The organism is Nocardia sp. NPDC059154, assembly GCF_042755705.1.
Taxonomy (GTDB): Bacteria; Actinomycetota; Actinomycetes; order Mycobacteriales; family Mycobacteriaceae; genus Nocardia.
In genome coordinates, this window is the sequence record NZ_JBHZCS010000108.1 from 1 (window position 1) to 23,633 (window position 23,633).

Annotated in this window: 13 protein-coding genes and 5 pseudogenes; 6 read left to right on the forward strand and 12 right to left on the reverse strand. The window is 61.4% G+C overall.

Annotated features, from left to right (window positions below):
- Positions 1 to 798: 798 nt before the first annotated feature.
- The 3 genes from ACFXN1_RS47720 to ACFXN1_RS47730 form a co-directional block, all read right to left on the reverse strand.
- Complete coding sequence (locus tag ACFXN1_RS47720; protein ID WP_379445421.1) at positions 799 to 2,244, reverse strand: aldehyde dehydrogenase family protein; 1,446 nt, start codon at positions 2,242 to 2,244, stop codon at positions 799 to 801.
- 222 nt (positions 2,245 to 2,466) lie between these two features.
- A complete protein-coding gene (locus tag ACFXN1_RS47725) occupies positions 2,467 to 3,777 on the reverse strand; it encodes an aspartate aminotransferase family protein (protein ID WP_379445419.1) in 1,311 nt (436 codons plus the stop codon).
- Positions 3,778 to 3,893: 116 nt separating this feature from the next.
- Complete coding sequence (locus ACFXN1_RS47730; protein WP_379445417.1) at positions 3,894 to 5,630, reverse strand: IlvD/Edd family dehydratase; 1,737 nt, start codon at positions 5,628 to 5,630, stop codon at positions 3,894 to 3,896.
- A 77-nt stretch (positions 5,631 to 5,707) separates the two neighbouring features.
- On the opposite strand from ACFXN1_RS47730, the gene ACFXN1_RS47735 reads away from it, so the two are divergent.
- Complete coding sequence (locus tag ACFXN1_RS47735; RefSeq protein ID WP_379445416.1) at positions 5,708 to 5,884, forward strand: hypothetical protein; 177 nt, start codon at positions 5,708 to 5,710, stop codon at positions 5,882 to 5,884.
- A 1,044-nt stretch (positions 5,885 to 6,928) separates the two neighbouring features.
- On the opposite strand, the gene ACFXN1_RS47740 is transcribed toward ACFXN1_RS47735, so the two are convergent.
- From ACFXN1_RS47740 to ACFXN1_RS47750, 3 genes are all read right to left on the reverse strand, one after another.
- The gene (locus tag ACFXN1_RS47740) at positions 6,929 to 7,093 is read right to left on the reverse strand and encodes a hypothetical protein (protein ID WP_379445414.1); all 165 of its coding nucleotides are present in this window, start codon (positions 7,091 to 7,093) and stop codon (positions 6,929 to 6,931) included.
- Between the two features lie 45 nt (positions 7,094 to 7,138).
- Complete coding sequence (locus ACFXN1_RS47745) at positions 7,139 to 10,558, reverse strand: NAD-glutamate dehydrogenase domain-containing protein (protein WP_379445412.1); 3,420 nt, start codon at positions 10,556 to 10,558, stop codon at positions 7,139 to 7,141.
- A 795-nt stretch (positions 10,559 to 11,353) separates the two neighbouring features.
- Positions 11,354 to 12,109, reverse strand: a complete 756-nt coding sequence (locus tag ACFXN1_RS47750) for a LamB/YcsF family protein (RefSeq protein WP_379445410.1) — start codon at positions 12,107 to 12,109, stop codon at positions 11,354 to 11,356.
- Between the two features lie 595 nt (positions 12,110 to 12,704).
- Here ACFXN1_RS47750 and ACFXN1_RS47755 point away from each other — a divergent pair.
- From ACFXN1_RS47755 to ACFXN1_RS47765, 3 genes and pseudogenes are all read left to right on the forward strand, one after another.
- Positions 12,705 to 13,366, forward strand: a pseudogene (locus ACFXN1_RS47755) (IS5 family transposase); the annotation flags it as partial.
- Between the two features lie 81 nt (positions 13,367 to 13,447).
- On the forward strand, positions 13,448 to 13,717 hold the full coding sequence (locus ACFXN1_RS47760; RefSeq protein ID WP_379445409.1) for a hypothetical protein: 270 nt from the start codon (positions 13,448 to 13,450) through the stop codon (positions 13,715 to 13,717).
- 94 nt (positions 13,718 to 13,811) lie between these two features.
- A pseudogene (locus ACFXN1_RS47765) lies at positions 13,812 to 14,189 on the forward strand (site-specific integrase); the annotation flags it as partial.
- Positions 14,190 to 14,344: 155 nt separating this feature from the next.
- Here ACFXN1_RS47765 and ACFXN1_RS47770 read toward each other — a convergent pair.
- Positions 14,345 to 14,461: pseudogene (locus tag ACFXN1_RS47770) on the reverse strand (Tn3 family transposase); the annotation flags it as partial.
- A 155-nt stretch (positions 14,462 to 14,616) separates the two neighbouring features.
- On the opposite strand from ACFXN1_RS47770, the pseudogene ACFXN1_RS47775 reads away from it, so the two are divergent.
- Positions 14,617 to 15,536: pseudogene (locus ACFXN1_RS47775) on the forward strand (helix-turn-helix domain-containing protein).
- A gap of 1,244 nt (positions 15,537 to 16,780) precedes the next feature.
- Here ACFXN1_RS47775 and ald read toward each other — a convergent pair.
- The 5 genes and pseudogenes from ald to ACFXN1_RS47800 all read right to left on the reverse strand — a co-directional run bounded on the left by ald (position 16,781) and on the right by ACFXN1_RS47800 (position 23,158).
- Entirely contained in the window at positions 16,781 to 17,899 is a 1,119-nt protein-coding gene (gene ald / locus ACFXN1_RS47780; RefSeq protein WP_379445422.1) for an alanine dehydrogenase, read from the reverse strand.
- A 123-nt stretch (positions 17,900 to 18,022) separates the two neighbouring features.
- The gene (locus tag ACFXN1_RS47785) at positions 18,023 to 18,715 is read right to left on the reverse strand and encodes an MspA family porin (protein WP_379445408.1); all 693 of its coding nucleotides are present in this window, start codon (positions 18,713 to 18,715) and stop codon (positions 18,023 to 18,025) included.
- A 56-nt stretch (positions 18,716 to 18,771) separates the two neighbouring features.
- Positions 18,772 to 19,437, reverse strand: coding sequence for an MspA family porin (locus ACFXN1_RS47790; RefSeq protein WP_379464017.1), 666 nt, complete (start codon positions 19,435 to 19,437; stop codon positions 18,772 to 18,774).
- Positions 19,438 to 21,643: 2,206 nt separating this feature from the next.
- Positions 21,644 to 22,372, reverse strand: a pseudogene (locus ACFXN1_RS47795) (transposase); the annotation flags it as partial.
- A gap of 462 nt (positions 22,373 to 22,834) precedes the next feature.
- The gene (locus ACFXN1_RS47800) at positions 22,835 to 23,158 is read right to left on the reverse strand and encodes a carbon-phosphorus lyase complex subunit PhnI (protein WP_379446528.1); all 324 of its coding nucleotides are present in this window, start codon (positions 23,156 to 23,158) and stop codon (positions 22,835 to 22,837) included.
- 15 nt (positions 23,159 to 23,173) lie between these two features.
- Between ACFXN1_RS47800 and ACFXN1_RS47805 the strand changes: the two genes are divergently transcribed.
- Positions 23,174 to 23,326 (forward strand): hypothetical protein, encoded by a 153-nt coding sequence (locus ACFXN1_RS47805; protein ID WP_379446527.1) that lies wholly within the window; start codon positions 23,174 to 23,176, stop codon positions 23,324 to 23,326.
- Positions 23,327 to 23,633 lie beyond the last annotated feature (307 nt).

Consider the following 23,633-nt stretch of genomic DNA (forward strand, 5'->3'; position numbering starts at 1 on the left):
TCCGGATGTTACCGGCCAGCAGGTAGTACTGCACGATGCCCCGGTATTCGGCCCCGTAGATGCGAACGATGTCGTAGTCGCTGTAGTTGATCACCCGCGTCGATCTGACCGAGAAATGGGGACATGTGCACACCGAATCCTGTTTCAGGCTCGCTTGTCAGACATCCGCCAACCGAGATCGACCGCGCCACCCGCCAAGCCACCGCTGCCCTCAACGCCCGCGTCCGACCATGGGTCTGGGGACGTCCCGCACCGAAACCGAGAATCCTGCGCAGCCGTTTTATCTATCACCTTTAAGGAACGCAGCACTAGCGGCATCGAACCGGGTTTCTAACGGTGCAGACCCATCGGGAAATGATCCCCGAACTCGCTGATCAGAACGTCAAATGTGAATGCCGAGGACGTGTCGGTGGCCGCACAACGAGTTTCGACACTGTCGTCTACAGGCGCCGCAACGTTCGTCGAGAGCGCCCTCGACAAGGCAAAAGACCTGCTCGGTCGCGACTCGCTACGTCAAGTTCACGATCACCTACCGCGCCGGCCTCGCATTGGCCTCGTCGTCGAATTGCTCAAATCCTTGAGAGACGCGACCAATGTTGACCGGTTCCTCGAAATCGCATCACGAAGTCACCGTCGATCCGGCCGAATTTCGGAATCGGTGCCGGCTGCAAGAAAATTTGCAACGCTCAATTCAGGATCGTCTCGGCAAGCGACTCAGCGTTCAGTGACCTTAGACAAACTTGGGCCCGACCGCGTCGGTGCTCGCTCGCGACGCGTCAGCCCACTGGACGGCAGCCTTTAGGGCTGTGGTTTTCCTGCTGCGATGTAGCTGGTCTTGATAGACGTGTAGAACTCCTGCGCCGCCTCTCCTTGCTCCCGGTACCCGTAAGAGGACGCCTTACGACCGCCGAAGGGTGCATGGAAATCGACACCTGCGGTTGGCGCGTTTACCATCACCATTCCAGCCTCCGAGGAACGACGGAAATGCTCCGCCCGTGCCAGTGATTGGGTGACGATCCCTGATGAAAGCCCGAATCGCGTGTCATTGGCGACCGCGACCGCCTCGTCATAGCTGCCGACCGGTAGAACCGCCGCGACAGGACCAAACACCTCCTCGGTGTTGATCCGATGATGATTCATCGAACCCACCACCACGGCGGGCGTCAGGTAGTGCCCCAAAGCGGCACCCTCTACGCACTCGCCACCAATCACTTCCGCCCCCTCCGACCGTGCAATGGCGAGATAGGACAAATCGTTTTCCAACTGGTTGTTGCTGACAACAGGCCCCATCTGGGTTCGACCATCGCGGGCATCGCCGACGACAATCGACTTCGAACGCTCGATGATCCGGTCGAGGAACTCCACATGGATCTTGTCCATCACGATAAGACGCGACGCGGCCGTACACCGCTGCCCGGTCTGCCCGAACGCACTCTCCAGTGCGACTGCCACCGCCACATCGATGTCCGCATCGTCGGCGATGATCAAGGGATTTTTCCCCCCCATCTCAAGTTGTACTTTCGCCATATGCGACTGTGCAGACGCCAGCACACGTTGGCCTGTCTGCATTGACCCGGTAAAGCTGACCGCATCGATCTGGACTGATCCCGTCAGCGTGTCACCAATGAGCGAACCGCGCCCCATCACCAAATTGAGTACACCAGCAGGCACACCCGCCCGGTGAAGAATATCGGTCAGATGCCAGGCTGACGCTGGAACCAGGTCAGCCGGCTTGAATACAACAGTGTTGCCGAAGGCAAGTGCCGGGGCAATCTTCCACGCCGGAATAGCGATCGGAAAATTCCATGGCGTGATCACAGCGACAGTCCCGACGGGTTCCCGAGAGGTGTAAACTTGCAACCCCTCCCTGGCGGAGATGATCGAATCTCCCGAGCTGCTGACCGCCTGCTCGCCGTAATACCGGAAGATCTTCGCGGCCCGTGAGACTTCACCCGCTGCCTCGGATAGAGTCTTGCCCTCCTCCCGGGCCAGCAGATCTGTCAATTCGGTGTGCCGTTCCTCGATCTCACGCGCAGCGCGATGCAGAATATCGGCACGTTCGATGGGAGTTGTCCGGCCCCACGCAGACGACGCCTTCGCCGCGGCCGCGATCGCCTCCTCTACGTCGGAGACCGTGGCGCACGCGTACTCGCCGATCACATCTGTGGTGTCGGATGGGTTGACGTTTGCTACTGTCGCACCAGAGTTGCGCCACTCGCCGGCGATGAGGTTGGAATAGACCATTGTGACTCGAATCCTCTCTTGGAATCTAGGTAATGTCGTCAATCTTGAGGGGAGGCAACTGCAACGGAAGGTGCGTCGCGAGGTGATTGGCACGATCCTGGCCGATTGGACGACCTTACTGCTCCCAAATACGCAACACTTCCGCGCAGGAACGTCCGTTTATGACGATTCGGCCCATCCCCGGCCGTCTGTGTTCGACTGTGACGCGACAAACTTGAACAGCTACTGAGTGAGAGTGTCGAGTGCGGCGCGGATTCCTTCTACCATGATGTCGAGTTCGATTTCGGTGATGGTCAGCGGTGGTGAAACCGCGAGTGAGGTGATCAGTGGACGCAGGAGAACACCGGCTTCTCGTGCCGCTTTGAATGCTGCGCCAATGGCACCCGGAGTGGTGGCGAGGAGGTCAGGGTTCAGTTCGATGCCGCCGATCAAGCCAGTTCCCGCGCGTACTTCTGCGACTGCGGGATGGCCTGCGAGGGTGCTGAGGCGATCGGCAAGGGGCTTTTCGAGAATTCGACCTTGCGCAAGCAGATTGCTTTGGTCGAGCAGGTCGAGCGTGGCCAACGCGGCGGCGCAGCAGACGGGGTGTCCGGAGTAGGTGGCTCCGTGCCGGAAGACGTTGCCGCGGGTGTTCCAGAAGGGTGCGGCCACTGCGCCAGAGATGACGACGCCGCCGAGGGGGAGGGTGCCGTTGGACACACCCTTGGCGAAGACAATCATGTCGGGACGGATGTTCCACTTTTCGATGCCGAACCAGGTGCCGAGTCGGCCGAATCCGCAGATCACCGAATCGATCACGAGGAGGACGCCATAACGGCGGCAGATCTCGGCAACACGTTTGAGGTAGTCCTCCGACGGGGCGTAAACACCGCCGGATCCGACGAGCGGTTCGCAGAAGAACGCGGCGACACGGTCGGGTCCGATCCGCTGGATCTCGATTTCGAGGGCATCGGCGTCGTCCTGTGGGATTTGGGTGGCGTCGGGAATCAGCGGTCCGTTGCCGGCGCGGTTGGCGTCGATTCCGGCGAGCGTGATGCCCCAGCCGTGAGTGCCGTGGTAGCTGCCGCTGCGGCTGATGATGTGAGTTTTTCCGGGCAGACCGAGGGCGTGGAAGTGGTGGCGGGAAAGTCGTGCTGCTGTGTCGATGCCGTCACCGCCGCCGCTGCCGAACAGAACTTTGGCGTCGTCGATCGGCGCCAGGGTGGCGATTCGGTCGGCGAGATCCATGGCCGGTTGGTTGGAATAGTCCCCGAAGATCGAGAAGCTGTCCAGTTGTGCGAGTTGACGGTGGATTGCGCTGCGGATCTCCGTGCGTCCGTGTCCGACGTTGACGCACCAGAGGCTTGAGGTGGAGTCGAGGTAGCGCCGGCCGGTCTGGTCGTAGATCCAGACGCCGTCGGCGCGGTCAACGACAAATTCGTTGCCGCAGACAGCGGCCATGTCGCTGAATGGGTGCCATAGTGCGCTATGAGTGCGGGCCGGTTCCGCCTCGGTCGTGGTCGTTGCGAGTGAGATCGGGGTGTTGGTGTTCACAAATGGCTCCTTAACTAACTAGTATTCCGGTGCGTACCGCACACTGGGAAGTTTCTGCATGCGTCGGCGATACCTACCGCTCCCGCTTGGATCTAAATGAGAGGTCGATTGGTACATCAGACGGGCCGGGGGACCGTACCGCGGCGGTATGTGCCTTGAAGAAAACGGAAATCGCACCCTTCTTCGGCCTGGGTAACTTGGTCGACGTAAAGCTTCCTGTAGCCACGGGTGGGTGCGGGGGCGGTCGGGACCGTGGACAGCTCAGCTCTTCGAGCGAGTTCGGCTTCGGAGACTTCTAGTTCGATCACTCGGTCGCGAATACTCAGGCGGATCATGTCGCCGTCCTGGACGTAACGCAAAGGTCCGCCGATCGCCGCTTCAGGTGAGACATGAAGGACGATCGTTCCCGCTGCGGTTCCGGACATTCGCCCATCGGAGATTCGAACCATATCCTTTACACCATGCTGGGCGATCTTCTTCGGGATCGGGATATACCCGGCTTCTGGCATTCCAGGTGCCCCGACCGGACCGATGTTTTTCAGAACCAGAATGTCGTCGGCGGTGACATCGAGATTCGCGTCATCGATCCGTTTGGCAAGGTCGGCCGCGTTCTCGAAGACTACGGCGCGGCCGCGGTGTTCGAGAAGGTCCGGAGAGGCGGCGGCTTGCTTAATTATGGCGCCGTTAGGGGCTAGATTGCCCCGGAGCACGGCGATTCCCCCTGCGGCGTACACCGGTTGCGTGCGCGCACGAATCACGTCCTGGGGGAAGGGAGCTGGCGCATCGCTAAGCTCTTCCCCTAACGTTCGACCTGTTACCGTCAACGCGTCAAGATTGAGCATGTCCTGCAGCTCGCGTAGAAGGCGCGGAACACCACCAGCGCGGTGAAAGTCCTCCATGTAATGAGTGCCCGCAGGCTTAAGGTTCACCAGAACTGGGGTTTCCCGGCTCATCTGGTCGAAGAGATCGAGGTCGAGGGTGTATCCAACGCGGCCGGCGATCGCCGCCAAGTGCACCAGTGCGTTTGTAGAGCCTCCGACGGCGAGCAGCACTCGGAGCGCATTCTCGAATGCCTCCGGCGTTAGGATTTGGTTGATGGTCAAGCGATCCTCGGCCATCTGGACCGCTTGGCGCCCGGTCAGTTCAGCGATGCGCATCCGGTCCGCGGTTACCGCAGGCGGTGTCGCAGAGCCTGGCAACGCCATGCCTAGAGCCTCCGCAATACATGCCATGGTGCTGGCTGTACCGGCCACCGAACAAGTGCCAAGACTGCCGACCAGTTGGCCGTTCACTTCCGCGATTTCCGCGTCGTCGATCTCTTGTGCTCTGTACTGGCCCCAGAATGCCCTACAATCCGTGCAGGCGCCCACCCGCCGCCCGCGGTGAGAACCGGTCAGCATGGAGCCCGTTACCAGTTGAATCGTCGGTTTGCCGGCCGAAGCTGCCCCCATCAATTGCGCCGGAACGGTCTTGTCGCAGCCCCCTATCAGAACGATCGCGTCGACTGGTAGGGCGCAGATCATTTCTTCTGTGTCCATCGACATGAGGTTGCGCAATAGCATGCTAGTTGGATGAGAGAAGCTCTCATGGATCGAAATTGTCGGAAAGGTGACAGGGAACCCGCCAGCCAGCATGACACCACGTGTGACTGCCTCAATCAACTGGGGCATGTTGCCGTGGCACGGATTGAATCCACTTTCGGTGTCGACAATCCCGATTACCGCGCGGTCGAGTACGTCATCGGTATAGCCCGCACCCTTGATGAATGCCTTTCGCAGGAACAAGGCGAAATCAGTATCGCCATAGTCGACGAGGTTTCCCCTCATGCCGCGGGGGCTATCTTCGGTCGCCACTGTGGCAATCCTCCTTCTTCCCAGGGCGCAGCGCGAACGCGGCAAGTGCGCTTCTCGAGGCTGCAAAGGTGTCGAGTGTGTCGATCATCCAGTCAGAGCGGGATGACAGACAGAGCCGTCTCATCGATGAAATTATTGATAATGCACTTCCTATCAGAGTGGGCTGCGCAAAGCAACCGTGGCCGTTCATCATTCAACCAGCTCTGCTGGACTCTGGAGCGGGCTGGATAGCGCAGAAGAATGGCAATAGCTAAACGCTCGCCTGAGATACCGCCTAGAAGATGACACCTGTTTACGTGGTGCCTGGCTAAGCAACAACCGTGAAAGCCAATTATCTGCTAAATGTGCCTCCTAGGATCGGGCCGCAGTGTTGCGGTTCGGCACTGCTAATCATGTCGAAACCGGCAGGTCTGGTCCATCGCGTCTTAGTTCCAGATTCTGTGTAGCACTGCTTTATGATCACCCCTAGCTCTCGCACGTTGCCGCGGTCGCGCCGGGGAGTGTGCCACACGCGGCCGGCGAAGTGGCGCCCACGAACTCCAGGTGGGCAGCAGATCAAAAGGATCGAACGCCAAACTCACCATGTCCGTTATCTCACAGCCATCTACGCAGTTCCATTGGCCGCATCAGGGCCTGCGGTCACAACTCGAGCCGTGCATCCGTGGCTTGCACTCCGCACCACTCTCGATCGAAACGATGGGCCAAGGAAAAAGGTCGTGGCGATTGCCTATCGAATCGAACAAGCCCTTCCGAGCACACAAAAATACCTGCGCGGCGGCCCCAATCGAGTATGAGGCCCTCAACCACGCTCCACTCGCGAATATGCAACATCCTCGCCTCGAGTCAACAATTTGGATGCGGTTCAGATCGCCCAGTGCGACAACCCGTCCTGTGACAGGACCTCATTTGGACTCTGGAAGTTCTATTTGGCCATGCCGAGCGGCTGACGCCCAATATTGGGCGCTCTCGATGGTCATGTTACTACCATCGAGAGCGTGGGTTGTGCCGCGGACGGGGAGCTCCTGGACTGAGCAGCAACGGCGCTGGTGCTCCGTGCCATGGTCGCTAATCGCTGAAGAGGGGCGTCCCGGGAAGGCAGAAGGTGGGGTACATGCGTTTTCGGATAGTAGTTCACTGCTCACTCTTCTCGCCTGAATCGTCAGCCAAGATTCTCGTTGATCCTGTTGAGCCTACTGCTGAACGCGACCGCACCCAGACCCCACGAGCTCCCTCACCGCATCTGTCGCGCGGCGCGCTTGAGCCACCAACTCGTGCTGCCGGTTGGAGCTCTCCAAGCATCATGCTGTCACCGAACGTAAGACAGCACCTGAAATGAGCCAGAGCCGATTATTCCGAATTCTTCCGCCAGATAGAGTCCATTCTTCGGCAATTTTTCCGGGGCGAAGTGGTTCAGGATGGAGGAAAGCGCTGCCGTCTGCTCCGATATTGGTGCGGTCGGTCATCAGCCGATCTGCTTGGATCTGCGTGCCTATTCGCCGGAGGCGGCGTCACGGTTGGGGCTCAGGCGCTCGGATTAGGCTCCGGATTCGACGGACAGCGACCACCAAGGTCGACATATCGGCCGGCTCGCTGGTGAAGGGCGGGATTTCTGAGAGGAGTCGTGTTGCGCGGGTCAGTCGCGCGCGATTGCTACGGTTCCACTTCGCCACCCTTTCGGTAGTGGTGCCGTCGTTGGCATGGTGGTCGGTTAGCACATCGAGCACGATGGCCCGCACGGCGTGGTAGAGCTCTTCGCGCAGCGCCAGCCGCGCGAGCGATTCCCAGCGTCGCTGTCGGGGAAGTGACGTTACCGCTGTGAGGTAGTAGTTGATGCGTAGTTGTTCGGAGACGGTGAAGTAGAGTTCAGCGACTTCGTCGGTGTCGCGAGAGACGATGTCAGAAATGTCGCAAATGTCGAGTAAGCAGAAGGTATGCATCAACTCGGCGACGCGGGCGGCGAGGTGTTCGGGGGCGCCAAGTGACACCAGGTTTGCTATGCGGTTGTCCAGCGCCTCGGCCTCCTCGCGGTGCAACCATGTGCGCACTTTCGGTGTGGCAAGGCGAATTCGGTCTCGGTAGCGGCTTATTTGTGAATCGGTGGCGATGGGCTGCGGGCGATTTGCGAGTAGCCAGCGTGCAGCGCGATCGATCAATCGACGGGTCTGGGCACGCAGCTCGTTCGCCGCAGGCAGCGCCAAGCTGGGCTCGGCCTCGCGAATTTCATTGAGCAGTGCATGGACCCCGAAGATATCTGTGGCGCAGACGAATGCTGTTGCGGCGTCGACGCCGTCGGCGCCGATTTCCTCACGGAGCCGGAAAGCGAAAGTAATTCCGGCTGCGTCGACCATGTCGTTCACCACTTCGGTTGCGGTGATGGCGTTGCGCAGGGGGTGGCTGCGTATGAGACCTGGGTAGGACTCAGTGAGTTTGCCTGGAAAATAGTGGATGAACCGGGAGGTGAACGCAAGGCTGTGGATCGCCGGCGAATTGACGATCTCGGCTTTCAAAGCGAGTTTGACGTGCGCAATGAGCTGCGCTAGTTCCGGACCGGACAGACCGGTTTGCGCCTTCCTCAGCGCGGCAAAACCGGTCGAACCGGGGAGCCCAGCGAGATCTCGGTCCAGGCCGTGGTCGTTCTGCAGATGCGCGGCAAGCCGTGCGTGGAGCGCGACTGAAACGGCCGCCTCGCTGCGGTGAATGCCGAGAATTTCGTTTTGGCGGCGATTATCGGTAAGAACGAGCTCAGCGACGACGTCGGTCATTGATTCGAGGAAAGAGGCACGGTCGGCGAGGTCGAGGATGCCGGATCGGACAGCGGCGTCCAGCACAATCTTGATGTTGACTTCGTGGTCCGAGCAGTTGACACCTGCGGAATTGTCAAGAGCGTCGGTGTTGACGCGTCCCCCGGCGCGGGCGTACTCGATGCGGCCGAGCTGGGTCAGGCCGAGATTGCCACCTTCACCAACTACTCGCGCACGGAGCTGGTTGCCATTGATACGGACAGTGTCGTTGGCCTTATCGCCCACGTCGGCGTGGGTTTCGGTGGTGGCTTTGACATAGGTCCCAATTCCACCATTCCATATCAGGTCGACAGGGGCCGACAAAATGGCGGAGATGAGCTCGGCTGGCGTCAGGGCGGTGACCGTCTCATCGATGCCGAGGGCGCTACGCACGGCAGCGGTGAGCGAAATGCGCTTGGCAACGCGCGAAGAAATGAAGCCGCCGGCCGAAAGCAGGGCGGGGTTGTAGTCGGCCCAAGACGAGCGGCTGAGCCCGAACAGGCGAGCGCGTTCGGTGTAGGAGGTGGCCGGGTCTGGATTGGGGTCCACGAAGATGTGCCGATGGTCGAATGCGGCAACCAACTGCAGGTGACGGCTGAGTAGCATCCAGTTGCCGAAGACGTCGCCGCTCATATCGCCGATGCCTACTACGGTAGTCGGGCTGTTCGTGATTTCGTGGCCGAGTTCACGGAAATGCTGAATGACTGATTCCCAGGCGCCTCGTGCGGTTATCCCCATCCTTTTGTGGTCGTAGCCGACTGATCCGCCAGAGGCAAAAGCGTCGCCGAGCCAGAATCCGTGTTCGGCTGCAATGGAGTTGGCGATATCAGAAAAAGTGGCCGTGCCCTTGTCGGCTGCCACCACCAAATAGGTGTCATCTCCGTCGTAGGCGATGACCCGGTCTGGAGTAACGGCGCAACGTGTGGCGGGGTCGAGATTGTCGGTGATACTCAACAATGCGCTGACGAAGGTTCGGTAGCCGGCAACGCCGGATGTGCCTTCTCCGGGGGTGCCTGTGCTTGTCAGATGTCTGAGGCCAGGCGTCTTCACGACGAACCCACCTTTGGCCCCTACGGGGACGATCACTGCGTTCTTCACTGTTTGAGCCTTGGCTAAGCCGAGGATCTCTGTCCGGTAGTCGTCGCGGCGGTCCGACCAGCGCAGCCCGCCGCGGGAGACCTTGCCAAATCTCAGGTGCACCCCCTCCACATGTGGCGAATACACGAAAATTTCGGCGCTTGGGCGGGGCTGCGGGGCGAAGGGAATCCGGGCGGTGTCTAGTTTGAGCGCCAGAGCTTGAAGTTTGAGGGGCTCAGCCGTGCGGAAGTAGTTCGTCCGGACGGTTGCCTGAATCACAGTCAATAGCGCCCGAAGAATGCGGTCCGCATCGAGACTAGTAACCGCGGCGATCTCCGCGGTGATACTCTTCACCAGGTCGGCGCCGTCACCGTCCTGGTGACGGTCAGGGTCGAACCGGGTGTGGAAGAGGTCGATCAGCCGGCTTGCGGTGTCTGGATATTTGCGTAGCACCGACAAAACGGTGTCGGTGCTATATGGAGTGCCAAGTTGTCGAAGATAGGCGGCATAAGCTCGTACTAGGTTCGCTTGCTGGTAGGTCAGGCCGCTGTGTGTTACGAGAGCATTGAAACCATCGGCCTCGCAGCGGCCTCCCCAGATTGCCGTAAGAGTATCGCTGATCCGAGTGGTGAGTGAATTCGAACGGAGACCACGGTGGGCGCCGTTGATCTGGAGGCCGATGTCATGAATCCAGCTGGCGTCACGGTCCCGGCCACCAATGGCGTAGGCGTGCTCATACAGCACCTCATGGTCCATACTGTGTAGGACCGGGACGATCTGGCTTAGGGTCACGGTGGCGGCGCGCGATCGCAGTCGCAGCCGTAGCTGCACAGCTGACTGATCGGGTGCTGCATCGATGTTGAGACTGATGTTGCCGTCGGCTAGACGATCGAGCTCAATGAAATCTGCAAGCGCATCGCTCGATGATGTCGCGATCTTGTAGGCCGGGGGCAATATTTCGAGCCAGCGCTGAATCTCGCTGCCGGTGATCCCTCGCCCTGTGGAGGCGTGGACAACTCGTTGGTCCCAGTCGTCGCTGGTGAAGTCGGTGAGGTCGTATGCAAGCACCATGGTGGCCTTCGCTCGGTCGGGTGACGTGTTCGGCGTGTTGCAGCGGATACGTGCGCGGCAGTTGTCCTAGTCGGATCTGGTCGACACCGTTGACACCGGTATGGGCGAGTGCGCCGATAACGGGTGTCAATCCACGCGGGGGTAGCGAGGGAGATCACCGGCTGACCGGAGGGCGGTGCCTGGACAATCTCGTCGAGCAGCTTCGTGCCCAGTTCTCGGTGGCGCGATCGATGGCGCACGGGTTCACTGTCGTTGGGCCGGACACGCCTCGGCCCGACCCGGTCGGACTGAGGCGTGTCCGCGACCTACCGATCGCAAGAACTGCGGGGTTGTTGAGCCGACTGTCGCGGCGGTCGCGAAGCGCGCTCAGGTGTATCAAGCCTCCCTGCGGACCGCACATAAACGCCGGATCAATCCGTGGCGGTGGGAACCGCGCGAACCCAATAGGCCTCCGGTCCCCTGCTATGAGCAGTGACGGGCCTGGTCCAAAGAGCTTAACAGGGCGTTTTGAACCGAACACCGACTCGACCGCAACTCCGCCTCTCCGCGCAGCAAGGTAGATCGGCAGTCCGCGAGTAGACATCCTCAGCTGCGAAGTCTTTTGATGACACCACGTCGCGTAGTCATGTTGGTGTGAGATGCCGACGATGGCCACCAGGAAATCGTCCCCGGTCACGGCAAAGGCCTCAGTGTCCGCGGCGAATGCCGCGCGACCCACGAGGAGACAATCGATTGGCACCGTGGCGGCGCGGCAAGGCCAGCCACGGGCACACTGACTGGCCGAGAGTGCGCTGGTCATACGAACGCTTCCACGACAACACCCACGTCGGCCAGGGTTGCGCGCACCTGCCGAGCGGTCTCCAAAGCGTGAGCGCTGTCGCCGTGGACGCATAAGCTGTCGACGTCGAGGTTGATGAGGGAACCGGTAACGGTCCGAACCGTGCGATGCACAGCGATCGAAAGCGCCTGGGCAGCAGCATCTTCGGGGACGCTTGTCACTGCACCCGGTTGCGATCGCTCGGCGAGCGAACCATCGGGGTTGTAGCCCCGGTCTGCGAACCCCTCAGCACGAAAACGTAAGCCTTCGGCGGCGCTGTGGCGGGCCAATGCCGAATTTGGTGGGCCGAGAATCTCCAGGTCCGGATTGTAGTCACAGACTGCCTGAACGAGCGCGGCCGCAATCTCATCAGCATGAGCAGATCGGTGGTACAGCGCCCCATGTGGTTTGAGGTAACGGACACGGGTACCTTCCGCGCGGGCAAGCCCGTCTAGCGCAGCGATCTGGTACACGGTCTCGTTTCCGACGTCGGAAGCACTCACGTCGATATCGCGGCGACCGAAGCCAACGAGGTCGCGGTAGCCGACATGAGCCCCAATCACCACGTTGCGGACGGCAGCGTGGCCACAGACGCGGCGCATGATGCTCGGATCGCCGGCGTGGAATCCACACGCGACATTCGCGCTGGTGACGAGATCGAGTAGACCGAGGTCGTCCCCGGCGGTCCACCGTCCGAAACCCTCGCCCAGATCGGCATTGAGGTCAATAGTCATGCGCTTCCGGCCTTCTCCGCATGCGATTGAGTAGTGCCGGGCGGCTCACAATCGCCTCTGCAAGGGGTCATATGCACGGCGCGAACCTCGTCTTCCAATGAGCAACACAAGGCTCAGGTGAAGCTGCCACAGCTGCTCCTAAGCCAGCGGACGAACTAGGCCACTATACGAAATCGTTGAACGATCCTGCAATAGCACGTTTCGACTTCTTCATACGATCCTTCTCGTTTGCGTCCCCTAGAAACGATCTTGCGGTCCAGAGGCTGGAAGGCTGGACAGAACCCCAGCGATATCGCGCGAGCCCGATTGATCCGGGCAACGACCGGCACTAGACCGCACCAGCACCGCGGGCCGGTCGCCGTGCTGGTGCGCCCGACGACCTTGACGTCAGGCTCCTTCCCGGGACCGCCCTTCGGCCCCGATATCTGCACGACACTGCAAGTTGACGAACACGCTCCAGGAGGCGTCGATCGGCTATTTGGCCACGAATCGTGTGACCCCGTCACCTTCTTGGTAGTCCTGAACCAGGGCTACGGCCCCAGGCCCGGTGTGACTTCTCGCCCCTGTGTCACGCATGATCCGGTCGCGTCGGCTGGTGCCGGACGAGTTGTGGGAGCTGGCCGAGCCGTTGCTGCCGAAGTTCGGCCCGCGTAAGCAGGGTGGCGGTACCGCGCCGGCCGACCAGCGAGCGGTGTTCACCGCCGTGGTGTACGTACTGACCAGCGGTTGTGCGTGGCGAATGCTGCCCCCGTCGTTCGGGGTTACCGTGCCGACGGCGCATCGCCGCTTCACCGTGTGGACCAAGGCAGGTCTGTGGCGGCACCTACATCTTGCGGTGCTCGACGAGCTGGGCAGCCAAGGCTTGATCGACTAGCCGCGGGCGGTGATCGACGCGGCGTCGGTGCGAGCGAAAATGGGGGCGATCTGACCGGTCCGAATCCGGTCGATCGTGGCAAATCCGGCTCGAAACTGCACGTGCTGTCCGATCGCGCGGGAATCCCTCTGGCCGTGGGGGTTTCGGCGGCCAACACCAATGACGCCGAGGCGCTGCGGACGCTGGTGAAAGCGATCCCCGCGGTCCGATCCCGGCGCGGGCCCCGACGCCGCAAACCGTCGAAACTGCACGCGGACAAGGCTTATGACATCGCTGAGCTGCGCCGGTGGGTCTGCGACCGGGGCATCGCAGTCCGCATCGCCCGCCAGGGCGTCGAATCCTCGCAGCACCTCGGCGCTCATCGCTGGGTCATCGAACGAACCTGTTACAAGAAACTCGCGATGGCGAAATCAGCGACATGAGACACCGTCTTAGCCTTGTCTTAAGGAAGGGGCGGGCGCTGTGTGGCCGAATCGAGCAATGTGAGGTCGATCCGGCAGAGCGTGCGCCTGGCAGATGCTCGCGATATCTACCTGAGCACGATCTCTTTGCCGAACCCTCGCCGCGGCTACGGGGTCGCCCTTGCTGCTGTGGTCGACGGGTTCGGCGCGGACTGTGATGTCGGGCTGCTCGACGCATACCGGGTGGATGGATGGTTCCGGTTCCGGTGGGGCGCCGCGGCGGCGCAGACGTTCAACGTGCGACTGGCGTCGTTGAAGGCGGCGTGCGGGTAACTGGGCCGAGCAGGGTTGGCTGGTCGGTGATCCGCTGAAGGTGACCGCGATCCTGAGTCTGGAGGTCGACCTGCGGGAGCGGGTGTTGTGGACGATGCTGTACGAAACTGCCGCTCGCGCAGACGAATTGCTGGAGCTCGATGTTCCGGACCTGGACACCGCGAACCGGTGCGCCCGGGTGACCAGCAAGGCTGGCACGGTGGACGTTGTGGCGTGGCAGACCGGTACCGCCCGCCTGCTGCCCCGCATGCTCGCCGGTCGCCGCGCAGGTCCGGTGTTTCTGACCGAGCGGAGGGCCAAACCACATGTCGCGGTGGCCGATACGGACCCCGGTAGTCAGCGGGCCCGGCTGTCGTATCGACGGGCTGCGCAGCTGTTCGAGGAGAACACTACCGGATTCACCGGCGGCCCGTTCACGCTGCACCAGCTCCGGCACAGCCGTCTCACGCACGCCGCCGAGTACGGTGCCTCGACACCGATGCTGATGGCACTGTCCGGGCACACGTCGGTGCGGTCGCTGGCGAAGTACGCGTGCCCGGGCAAGGACGCATTGCTGTCATGGCAGGCGGCCATCCCGTCCACGCTGGCCACGACCCCTCCGCCCCACAGCTGCGCCAGCGGCACCGCAGCCTGGGCGTTGACCAGCACCGTGTTCGCCGCAGCCATCGTGTCCGCGCGGATGTAGTGCTGATCGACGTGCCGCAGCCGGTCCCGCGTCAGCGCTTCAGCGCCCGGTGAGACCACAGGCGCCAGGCCGACGTTCCCGGACGGCGCGAACGCGCCCGTTGTTGCGGGGCATGACGTTGGTGGCGCGGGGCAGGGCGTGAGCTGAGGGGCGGGTCTTTCAGCGGCAGGATGAGAAACGCCAATCCCCTATCCGCCGGCAAGAAAGACCCGCCGTGTCCCACCGTAATGCCCCGTTGTCCCTCGAAGGACGACGACGTCTCGTGCAGCGTTGCCAGTCCCGCCCGATCGCATACGTCGCTGCCGAGATGGGAATCTCGCGCCAATGCGCGTCCAAGTGGGTCAACCGTTTTCGCCGCTATGGCGAGTTGGGGCTGGCCGACCGCTCGGCCACCCCGCACCACAGCCCCACTGCGACACCGCCACAGTGGTGGCTTGGATCGAAATCCTGCGCCGTGATCGGGAAATGGTCGGCCCGGCGCATCCACAGCCAGCTCGCCGCCGAGGGGGTACAGATCTCGGCTCGCACCATCGGCCGCCACCTGCTGCGGCTCGGGCTCAACCGCCGCCGGTTCCTCGACCCGATCGGCGAGACCAACCGGGCTCCCCGGCGCATCGTTGCCCGCCGGCCCGGACACATGATCCACGTCAACGTGAAGAAGGTCGGTCGCATCCGCGACGGTGGCGGCTGGCGTGTCCACGGTCGAGACTCTGTCCAGCACAAGGCCAACCACGCCGCCAAATCACGTGGTGAACGCGTCGGCTATGTGTTCTTGCACTCCGCGGTCGACGGCTATTCCCGACTGGCCTACACCGAGGCATTGCCCGACGAAAAAGCCGTGACAGCAATCGGATTCATGTTCCGGGCACGAGCGTTCTTCGCCGCGCACGGCATCACCCACATCGAACGCATCGTCACCGACAACGGCTCCTGACCGAGCCCACGACTTCGCCAAGGTCCTGCTCGGCGCCAAACATCAACGCATCAGCCCATATACGCCCGCCACAACGGCAAAGTCGAACGCTACAACCGGATCCCGGCCGAAGAATTCCTCCTCACACTGCCGCCGGAAACCAGCCACCAGCCAGCCGCCTGCGCACCGGCGTCACCAACGTCACGGCCTCATACACCTAGGGCGCGCGTGTGCGACCAAGATCATCGGCCGCGATGTCGCGATCGAGTTGAGGCATCTTTCGCGGCCATCACTTTCACCGAGCAGTCCACAGTTGGCGGCTGGCCACGGCTAGCCCCGTCATTATCTGGTCAACATTACTGTCGTAGATTTGGGGTCGGCCCGACGCAGGCCCTCGTGTCGTGAGCAATTCGATGTCGACGATTGCGCCGCTACGGCGTTGCGTCCACCATACAATGACATTGATCGGTATCTAGACCCGAAGACCAGCCAATACTCCCGGCGGCCACACCGCGCCAAACGCGTCGTTGCCTCTGAACTGCGGTCCGCATTCGGCGTTGCGCTGCAACGAGCCGTGGGAGTTCGCGCGACTTCTACATCGGCAAACCTCATTCCGGGCCGATGTGTCCTGCACTAACATGGTTTCCATGAGGATTCAGCCAGGCTGCTACCGCTGCCCAGTCTTCCGGCGTCATACACTGGGTCGAATCGGATTTCCATTTAGCATGTATCCTGATATGCCGATCCCATTCCGCAACCGAGTGTAGTTGTTTGCCGCATAATCCACATTTTGAGTACTTCACTGATATTCTTTCTATACTGCAACGACTCAATAGCTGCTCTTGAAATGTGCGTGCCTGCTTGCGGATCGTTCTCCTAGAGGGCGGATGGGGCGCCGTTTACCGCGTGCTGCGAAGGAAAACGATCGTCAGAGCAGCCGCCTCCCGATAGGCGATATTTGCCACCCAATGGGAACATGATATTCAAACTATTCGTCCTCCGGCTTTGCTTCCGCTGACGGCACTCGGGAGACTCTTTGAATTCCGGGCGGATTGCCAATCGAATTCCACCTCGCATTTCTGGAACATGAGGTTTCAAATGAATCCCGTTCGCTCACGTGTCAAGGAAACAGGCAATTTCGTTCGCAAGGGAGCCGGGGAGGAGTCATGCGCCAGCACCGCCAATGGCCGGCACTTCGGCGTCGCGGCGGGTTTCGTCGAAGCACTTTAGAACCGGCGTGCTGCAGTGGCGCACGCCTGGTAGAACAGAACCAGGCGGTCGCCTCTAATATCCTTCCAACTTACTCGGATAGTAACGTCGGGCTCGTTGGAATTAGCGGATGTATTAGAAGTTCTTCCCTCACCACGGCTCTCCCGCGCCGAGCTGATATCCAGATGGTATGGAAATCGACTGAACCGATTTTAAATCGCTCCCTGATATCGACGCGGCGCGTCAATTTCCTCCGTCAGTAGCTATCCTTTTGACGGCTGACTGCGGAGGGTGATAAGTCGGGGAAGGCCTCCGCTACACCCTCGTGGCGCAGCGCTCCGGCGTGGGTGTTGACACCAAGTCGCAGAGCATCGTTCCTCTCTGTAGCTTTCTCGGCTCCGAGGAAGGCGAGTTGACGCAGGTAGGGGAACGTTGCGTTGGTCAGCGCGCGTGTAGAGGTTTGAGGTACTGCTCCAGGCATATTCGCTACGCAGTAGTGGCGTATACCATCAGTTTCATAGGTCGGAGCGGCATAGGTTGTCGGGGATGAGGTCTCGAATGTGCCGCCTTGGTCTATAGCGACATCGATAAGTAGGGCGGATGACGGCAATAGGGCAAGATGTTCTCGGAGGAGGACCTTTGGGGCGGCCTTGCCCGGAACAAGTACAGCACCAATAACGACATCGGCGTGGGCGAGTTCTCGCTCAAGGCTCAAGGGATCACTCGCGATAACCCGGGCACGGCCACCGAATACAGTGGTGAGTTCGCGGATTCGGGTGGCTGAGGTGTCCAGTACGGTGACTTCCGCTTGCATGCCGAGGGCCACCAAGGCTGCCTGAGTACCGACTACACCGCCGCCGATGACGACGACTCGGCACGGCTCAACGCCCGGCGAGCCTCCGAGTAGTTTACCCGGACCGCCCTCTGGGACGGTCAGATAGTTGGCTGCGGCATGGGCCGCCAGGCGGCCGGCAATCTCGCTCATCGGCGTCAGCAGCGGTAGCCCGGAGCTGTCCTGCACGGTCTCGTAGGCGATAGAAAGGGTGCGGGCGCGTAGTAGAGCTTCGGTGAGGGGGCGATCCGCGGCGAGGTGTAGGTAGGTGAACAGGACGAGGTCCTCGCGCAGATACCGGTATTCGTCGACAATCGGTTCTTTAACTTTCACGAGCAGTTCGGCGTTGCTCCAGGCCTCGGCCTGGTCGACAACTTTAGCGCCTGCCTGCTCGTATTGTTCGTCGGCGAAACCTGAAATTTTTCCCGCGTCGCGTTCGACGAAAACGGTGTGCCCGTCCTGGGTCAGCATCGCGACGCCGGAAGGGGTTAGCCCTACACGGCCTTCCTTTGTCTTTATTTCTTTGACGGTCGAAATCCGCATGGAATAATAACCTTTCAATTGTGCGGCATTTAGGGAGATCGGCCTGATGCAATCTTTAATCCAGCCGTTTTTCAAATCGACGTAGAGTTTAAGCGACGGAGGAATTACCCGTCAGACGATTAGTTAACCGATGCTGAAGGGTTGGCCCCAGATGGTGACCCAGCTGGTGATGGTGTCGGTGTCGATCTCCACCGACACGAACGCGCGGGCTTGGGCGTAGCCGGCGCAGCCGTTGAGGCCGATCGTCTCATCCGCCCAGGCCACCGAACCGCTGCCACTGGTGAAGGAGTTGTATTTCTTGTGGGAATCGGCACCGAACCCGTCGGCCTTCTCCCGATCCAGGATGTAGAACGACTGCGCCTGGCCGGGACCGAGGCTGAGGTTGGCGCCGGCATTGCCCGACAGCGACGGAGTGACGCTGCCGTTGGAACCGACGGTGACTCCGGCGGTGGGGCCGCCGTTGACGCCACCACCATTGATGGCGACCTGGCAGCCCACGACGTAGCCGGGGTAGATGAGCCCTGTCGTCGAGGCGGTGTTGCCGGCGGTGATCTCGACGTGGCCGGTGCCCGAGACCCAGGCGTTGCGATGCAACGGGGTGGCGCCCATGGAGGGATTGATGTTGGCCGATTCCCCGTCGAGCCAGATGTGGACAGTGGTGCCGTCGGAGAGGGTCTTGGTCAGGTCCGCGCCCGGCAGCGGAACAACGGTGTCCGCGGCCGCGGTGGGTGGGGTGGTCAACAGGGCGAGGGCGGCGGCGGCGACCGCGGCGGCGCCGGTGCTGGCCGCGCGGGCGGTGAGGTGCGGGATTGTCATGAGGAGTCCTGAGAATGGATCGCTGTGTGTGTGAGGAGAATTGACGAGGGCGGGTGTCAGCCGATGGAGAAGGGCTGGCCGTAGAGGGTGGTCTTGGAGTAGTGATCGCCCACGATCTCGACCACGGTGTAGGCGCGGGCCTGGGCGTAGCCGGCGCAGTTCTGGATCTGCATCTGCGCGTCCTGGTACTCGACGGAGTAGTGGCCGGGTTTGGTGATGTCCTTGGAGTCGATCTCCACGAACGCGACCTGGCCGGGCCCGAGCTTGAGACCGACCGAGCCGCCGAGGCTGCCGCCGGTCAGGCTCACGCTGCCGGAGACCCCGGCGGAGATGGCGTCGGAGCCGATGTTGACCTGGCAGCCCACGATGTAGCCGGTGTCGATGATCGAACTACCGTGGGTGGAGGAGTTGTTGGTGCCCGGCGCGTTGTTGGGCCCGTTCCATGGCCCGGGTTTGGTTTCGGGGGTGTCGGGGACATCGGCGCTCGCGTTGCCCGAGACCCACACGGTGCGCCCGGCGCCGTTGTCGGCCAGCGACGGGGAGATCGTGGCGTGCTCACCGGACCGGGTGATGACCACCCCGTTGGGGCCCTGCTTCGTGCCATCAGGCAGGGCGACGAACGTGTCAGCGTGGGCCGGACCGGCCGTCGTGACGCCCGGGACAGCGATGGCGCCGATGCAGACGGCGGCGGCCACGGCGCTGCGCAAAGTTCGAGGGTTCATAAATAACTCCTGGTCGAAAGCGGTTGGCAATTGCGATTGCAATTGCATAGGGATACGACTTTTCAGTTGTACGTGGGCTTATGCGTTCCATATGAACTGGTTGGTCGCTAAAAATTGACATCCGAAATCGTGCGCCTATCACGTGCCGTCGGTGGTTGTCACTCCGGAGCGGCGCGAGCCTGCACGCAATGAGTTCTGTTTGCCAAAACTCTTGCTGGTAGCGCATGCAAGAGTCGGTACCTGTCGGAACTGCTGGCAGAGGGGAGTACAGATTGACCGAGATGTAGGGGGTCGGCCAAGTCGTGGGCGCTGGCGATCGGAGGATCGAGGCGCGACCCGTGGGCCGATTCAATAGGCGATGCTTGGAATGCCCACGATCCCAGCCGTATCAGGTAGGGACGTCTGTTAGTGTATTTGCAGCTCGACATAAACCGGCGGGCGACACCGGCGATCGTTGACGGGGGGCTTGATGCTGAAGACTCCTTCCCGCTGAGCGTTGACGCGCGGGAAATTCGCGATTGGAGGATTCGGCGTGGAGCCACAATACATTTTGGCAGCGTCGACTTTGGAGGAGGCTAGGTTCTTTCCAGCGGCGCCTTCGAGTCCTGCACTTGTTAGCTTGACAAGGCGGTTTAGTGCCTTGGTTAGCTGATCGGCACAGAAACCGGCGCCGTGAAAAGAGCTTCGCGCCGTGAAAAGAGCTTCTTTGGAAAATATTGGGTGACAGGAACTCCATGCAGGCAAGGCCTTGTCTCTACGCAATACCGGGGAATTTCATGTGGAATTCTGATTCTAATCCTGGTATCGTGATTACTTTTTACGCCTGCGTTACCGACTTCATTCCATCCACCTAGGAATGCTATTATCTCTTGGTGTGGAAATAATTAACTGAGTTGCGGCCTAGAACCCAGGTGTTAGAAGTCCAATACCTAAGCACTGGGAGAGCAACTCCTGTCCTGGTGTCACACGGGCTTAGCAAGCATGAGTAGGTAACGGTCTGCGAACTGTATCTCCTAAAAATGTTGTGGGTTTGGCCACAGTGTGCGGCTTGGCACGATTAATAAAGCACAATCCGTCAGGTGTGGTCCATCGCTTCTTGGTTCCAGATATTGTGCAACACTGCTTTATGATCCAGTCTGGCGTGTTTCGGGGGACAAACTGTGCAGATGGGTGACGCGATCGCATGCCGGCCCCGTGTCGAAACTTGGCTGCAGTCGACTAGGGACTGTCTCCCAAGGTATTTCGGTCCCGTCTATCGGTCGTCAAGGCCGTGCCGGTGGCTGCTTTCGGGAGTGCGCTGCGAATAAACATCGGTAAGCGACGGCGAGATACCGTGGCATTCTGGTGCGTTCTGGTGCGGCCGCATGTGTCGTCCTGTTAATTTCAAGTTCCTCCCCGGGGTTGGGGCGAGGGTTCAAGCGCCCGCGCTGCACCGTCGGTTCGGCTGCGGACCAGCCGGCCAGTTCGAACTCGGCTTTGTGCAACGTGCTCCGAACAACGGGTCGGCCCTCAATCGGCTGTGCCTGAGCGCGGAAGGACCTCAGATGGGCGTCCGTCTGTGAGTCCCGGATCTTGTCAGCATGAGAACCGCAGATTTAGTTAGGTCGTTGTGTAGTCGCTAGCCGCTGTGCGTTCTCGCCTGGACATCACCGACTGGCCAATGGCTGACCGTGATCGTGGCGGTGCCGCGGGAAGTAAAGGCATGCTGTGTCTATCAGTCACTGCCCTACGGCCCGCATGAGGACGCCAAGGTGGCGCGGGGCGCGTTCGCACGCGTCCAAACTGGCGGGCAATCATGTACTGCGCGAAGCCGTCTCCGCGGGGCCCCGCCCGGTACCGGTCATCAGTGCAGATCAGATCTCACATCAACTCCGCCGGGGGTGCCCCAACGACGAGGTATGCGGGTCAGCCAGAAGATGATCTATCAGGCATTATTGTCAGGCGGACCGCACTCTGACAGGTCGGCTCCGACTATATTCGCGAACGCAGCAACAAGACGTCAGCACCGTACAATGACAGCCGCCGATTCGCCGACGACATGGTCGTGATCAGCGACCGATCACCGAGGCCAACGACCGTGCAGTGCTCGGGCACCACGAAGCAGCCCTCAACATCGCGATACAGCACCACGATCGAAACTCTCGACGAACGGTCCTATGGGGCCAAAGGCTACCACGACGTCGCGATCGTCGACCGCGACGGCAATCGAGCCACTCCGAGGGGGCGAGCCAGGCTTATCAGGAGCCGTAACGCCACTGCCTGCGTCGGCAGGGCCGCCAAACGCGGCATCGAATCCTAGAATGCCTGCGCATCCGTCGCCGACCCAAGCAGGATGCGGGCTCGATCCCGAGTCCCAGCCCGGGCATCGAGGTCAGTACCGAGGGAAGAGGATGATCATCGAGCATCCTCTCGATATCAGCGGCGATCGCTTGGGGTTGCTGTAGTCCTGATTTCACGGAATCAGCGAGTCTGGGGAGCGCAACCTCGGCAGCCTTCGGCGCCAGGAACGACAATGGTTTGCGCGGGCCAGGCGGCGAAACTTGTCGGTCAGTCGAGCACCCATGCGGAATAGGTATATGACCGCGATGGCGGTGAGTTTGCGATGGCCGATGGAGCAGAGGCATTCCGGGCGACCGCAGCGCGACGGGATTTCGAGGATGCCGGGTGCGCGAGTGAGAGCCTCAGAACGCGTTCGATGGCCAGCAGGCCGCGGATGCGGCTGACTGTGCGAGTCGCTTCGCCAGCATGGTCGTCGTCGGAGTCGGCGAGGACCCACAACTCGGTGAGGGGCGTCGCCGGTATCGACGCGGCACAGCATGCGGCATGGTGCGTGCGGCATCGGCGATGATGAACGCGTCGCGGGCATAGGTTCTGTTTGCATCGGGTACAGATCGGCGATGCGGCGCATCGCCATCCCCGGCAGGTAGGCGACATCGGGTTCCGCAGGAGGTTCGACCGGAGTACGTCAGAAAGGGGCAATGTGTCCCTGACGGTGCCGGATCGGTCGCGGTGATAGCACACCTGCTGCGCTGATCGGCGGCACCGACACCGCGGTACGTGAGATCACCGAGCACACCGGCGCGGCGCTCAGCCAAGCGCGTGAGGCAGAACTGGTCGCCTTCGCGCGGGCACCGCAACGTGACGAGCTGCTGCAAGCGTGTGGCGGATCGAGATCACCGGACCTGGGGTGGCCGACACCGTCACCGTGTTCCTCGCGCCGGGCCGCACTGATATCGACCTGGTGCTTAGTGAACGCGAACAGGACCTGTAGCCGGGCGCCGGCAGGGACCGACCTGTGGTTGCTCGACTGCCACGGCCGGGTCCTCGGGCTCCAGTGCATCAGCACCATCACCTGGCAGGAGAATCACTGATGGCCTACCATCGCCCGGCCTGCGGACTATCGAAGCCACCTCGCGCCTGGTCGCCGACCGGCAGCACCAGGATCCGAGCCGTCCGGTAGGCCAAGCACCACGCGCCGCAGCGTGGTCAACTCGTCGGTGTCGGTCACGGGGGTCGTCGCCAGCCGAGGCAGGCTGAGCCGGAACGATCGCACCAGGTAGGCGGCTTCGACGCTGTCGCCTTCGGTGTGGCGGAACGCGCGCGCGGCGGTTTCTTCGTCCCACAACCCGCCTTCGGACATGACCTGATCGACCGTCACCCGTAGCCGGCCGCTGATCTGGTCCAGTTCCAGCGGCCATCTCCCACACCGAGGGCGGGCCACGAGACCACCGCCAACATGCTCGCACTGTCGGTTCTGACACTGCTGCACGACCGCACACGATGGGAGACCCTGCGCGCCGATCCCACGATGATTGCGACCGCCGTGGAAGAGCTGCTGCGATTCGCCACCCTGATCCGGGGCACGGTCACCCGCACCGCCCTAACTTGAGTTTTAAGCTCTGCGGCGTGGTCGCGGCCCGGCGGGTTTCGATGCTCGCGTGTTGCTGGGTGTCTTGATGTGCACGTCGTACCAGCCCCGAAACCCGGTCGGTGGATCGAGGCTAAGACCAATACCGTTCAGTTAAGGTGTTCGGATGGTGCATTCCGCCTGATGGGTGGGTTGCGGGTGGTGTTTGTGGTGGGTGCGTTTGGCTGCCCATTTGAGGACTTTGCGTTTGACGACGCGGGCGTTGGATCGTTGGCGGCGTTCGGGATTCGGGCGTTGGAGTAGCTTGTCGATGGCGCAGCGCCACAGC

Bases quoted from the DNA above. Each gene is read 5' to 3' on its own strand.
- ACFXN1_RS47720 (WP_379445421.1), bottom strand. From the start codon at position 2,244: ATGGTCTATTCCAACCTCATCGCCGGCGAGTGGCGCAACTCTGGTGCG.
- ACFXN1_RS47740 (WP_379445414.1), bottom strand. From the start codon at position 7,093: ATGACCGACCGCACCAATATCGGAGCAGACGGCAGCGCTTTCCTCCAT.
- ACFXN1_RS47745 (WP_379445412.1), bottom strand. From the start codon at position 10,558: ATGGTGCTTGCATACGACCTCACCGACTTCACCAGCGACGACTGGGAC.
- ACFXN1_RS47750 (WP_379445410.1), bottom strand. From the start codon at position 12,109: ATGACTATTGACCTCAATGCCGATCTGGGCGAGGGTTTCGGACGGTGG.
- ald (WP_379445422.1), bottom strand. From the start codon at position 17,899: ATGCGGATTTCGACCGTCAAAGAAATAAAGACAAAGGAAGGCCGTGTA.
- ACFXN1_RS47785 (WP_379445408.1), bottom strand. From the start codon at position 18,715: ATGACAATCCCGCACCTCACCGCCCGCGCGGCCAGCACCGGCGCCGCC.
- ACFXN1_RS47790 (WP_379464017.1), bottom strand. From the start codon at position 19,437: ATGAACCCTCGAACTTTGCGCAGCGCCGTGGCCGCCGCCGTCTGCATC.
- ACFXN1_RS47805 (WP_379446527.1), top strand. From the start codon at position 23,174: ATGCTCGCACTGTCGGTTCTGACACTGCTGCACGACCGCACACGATGG.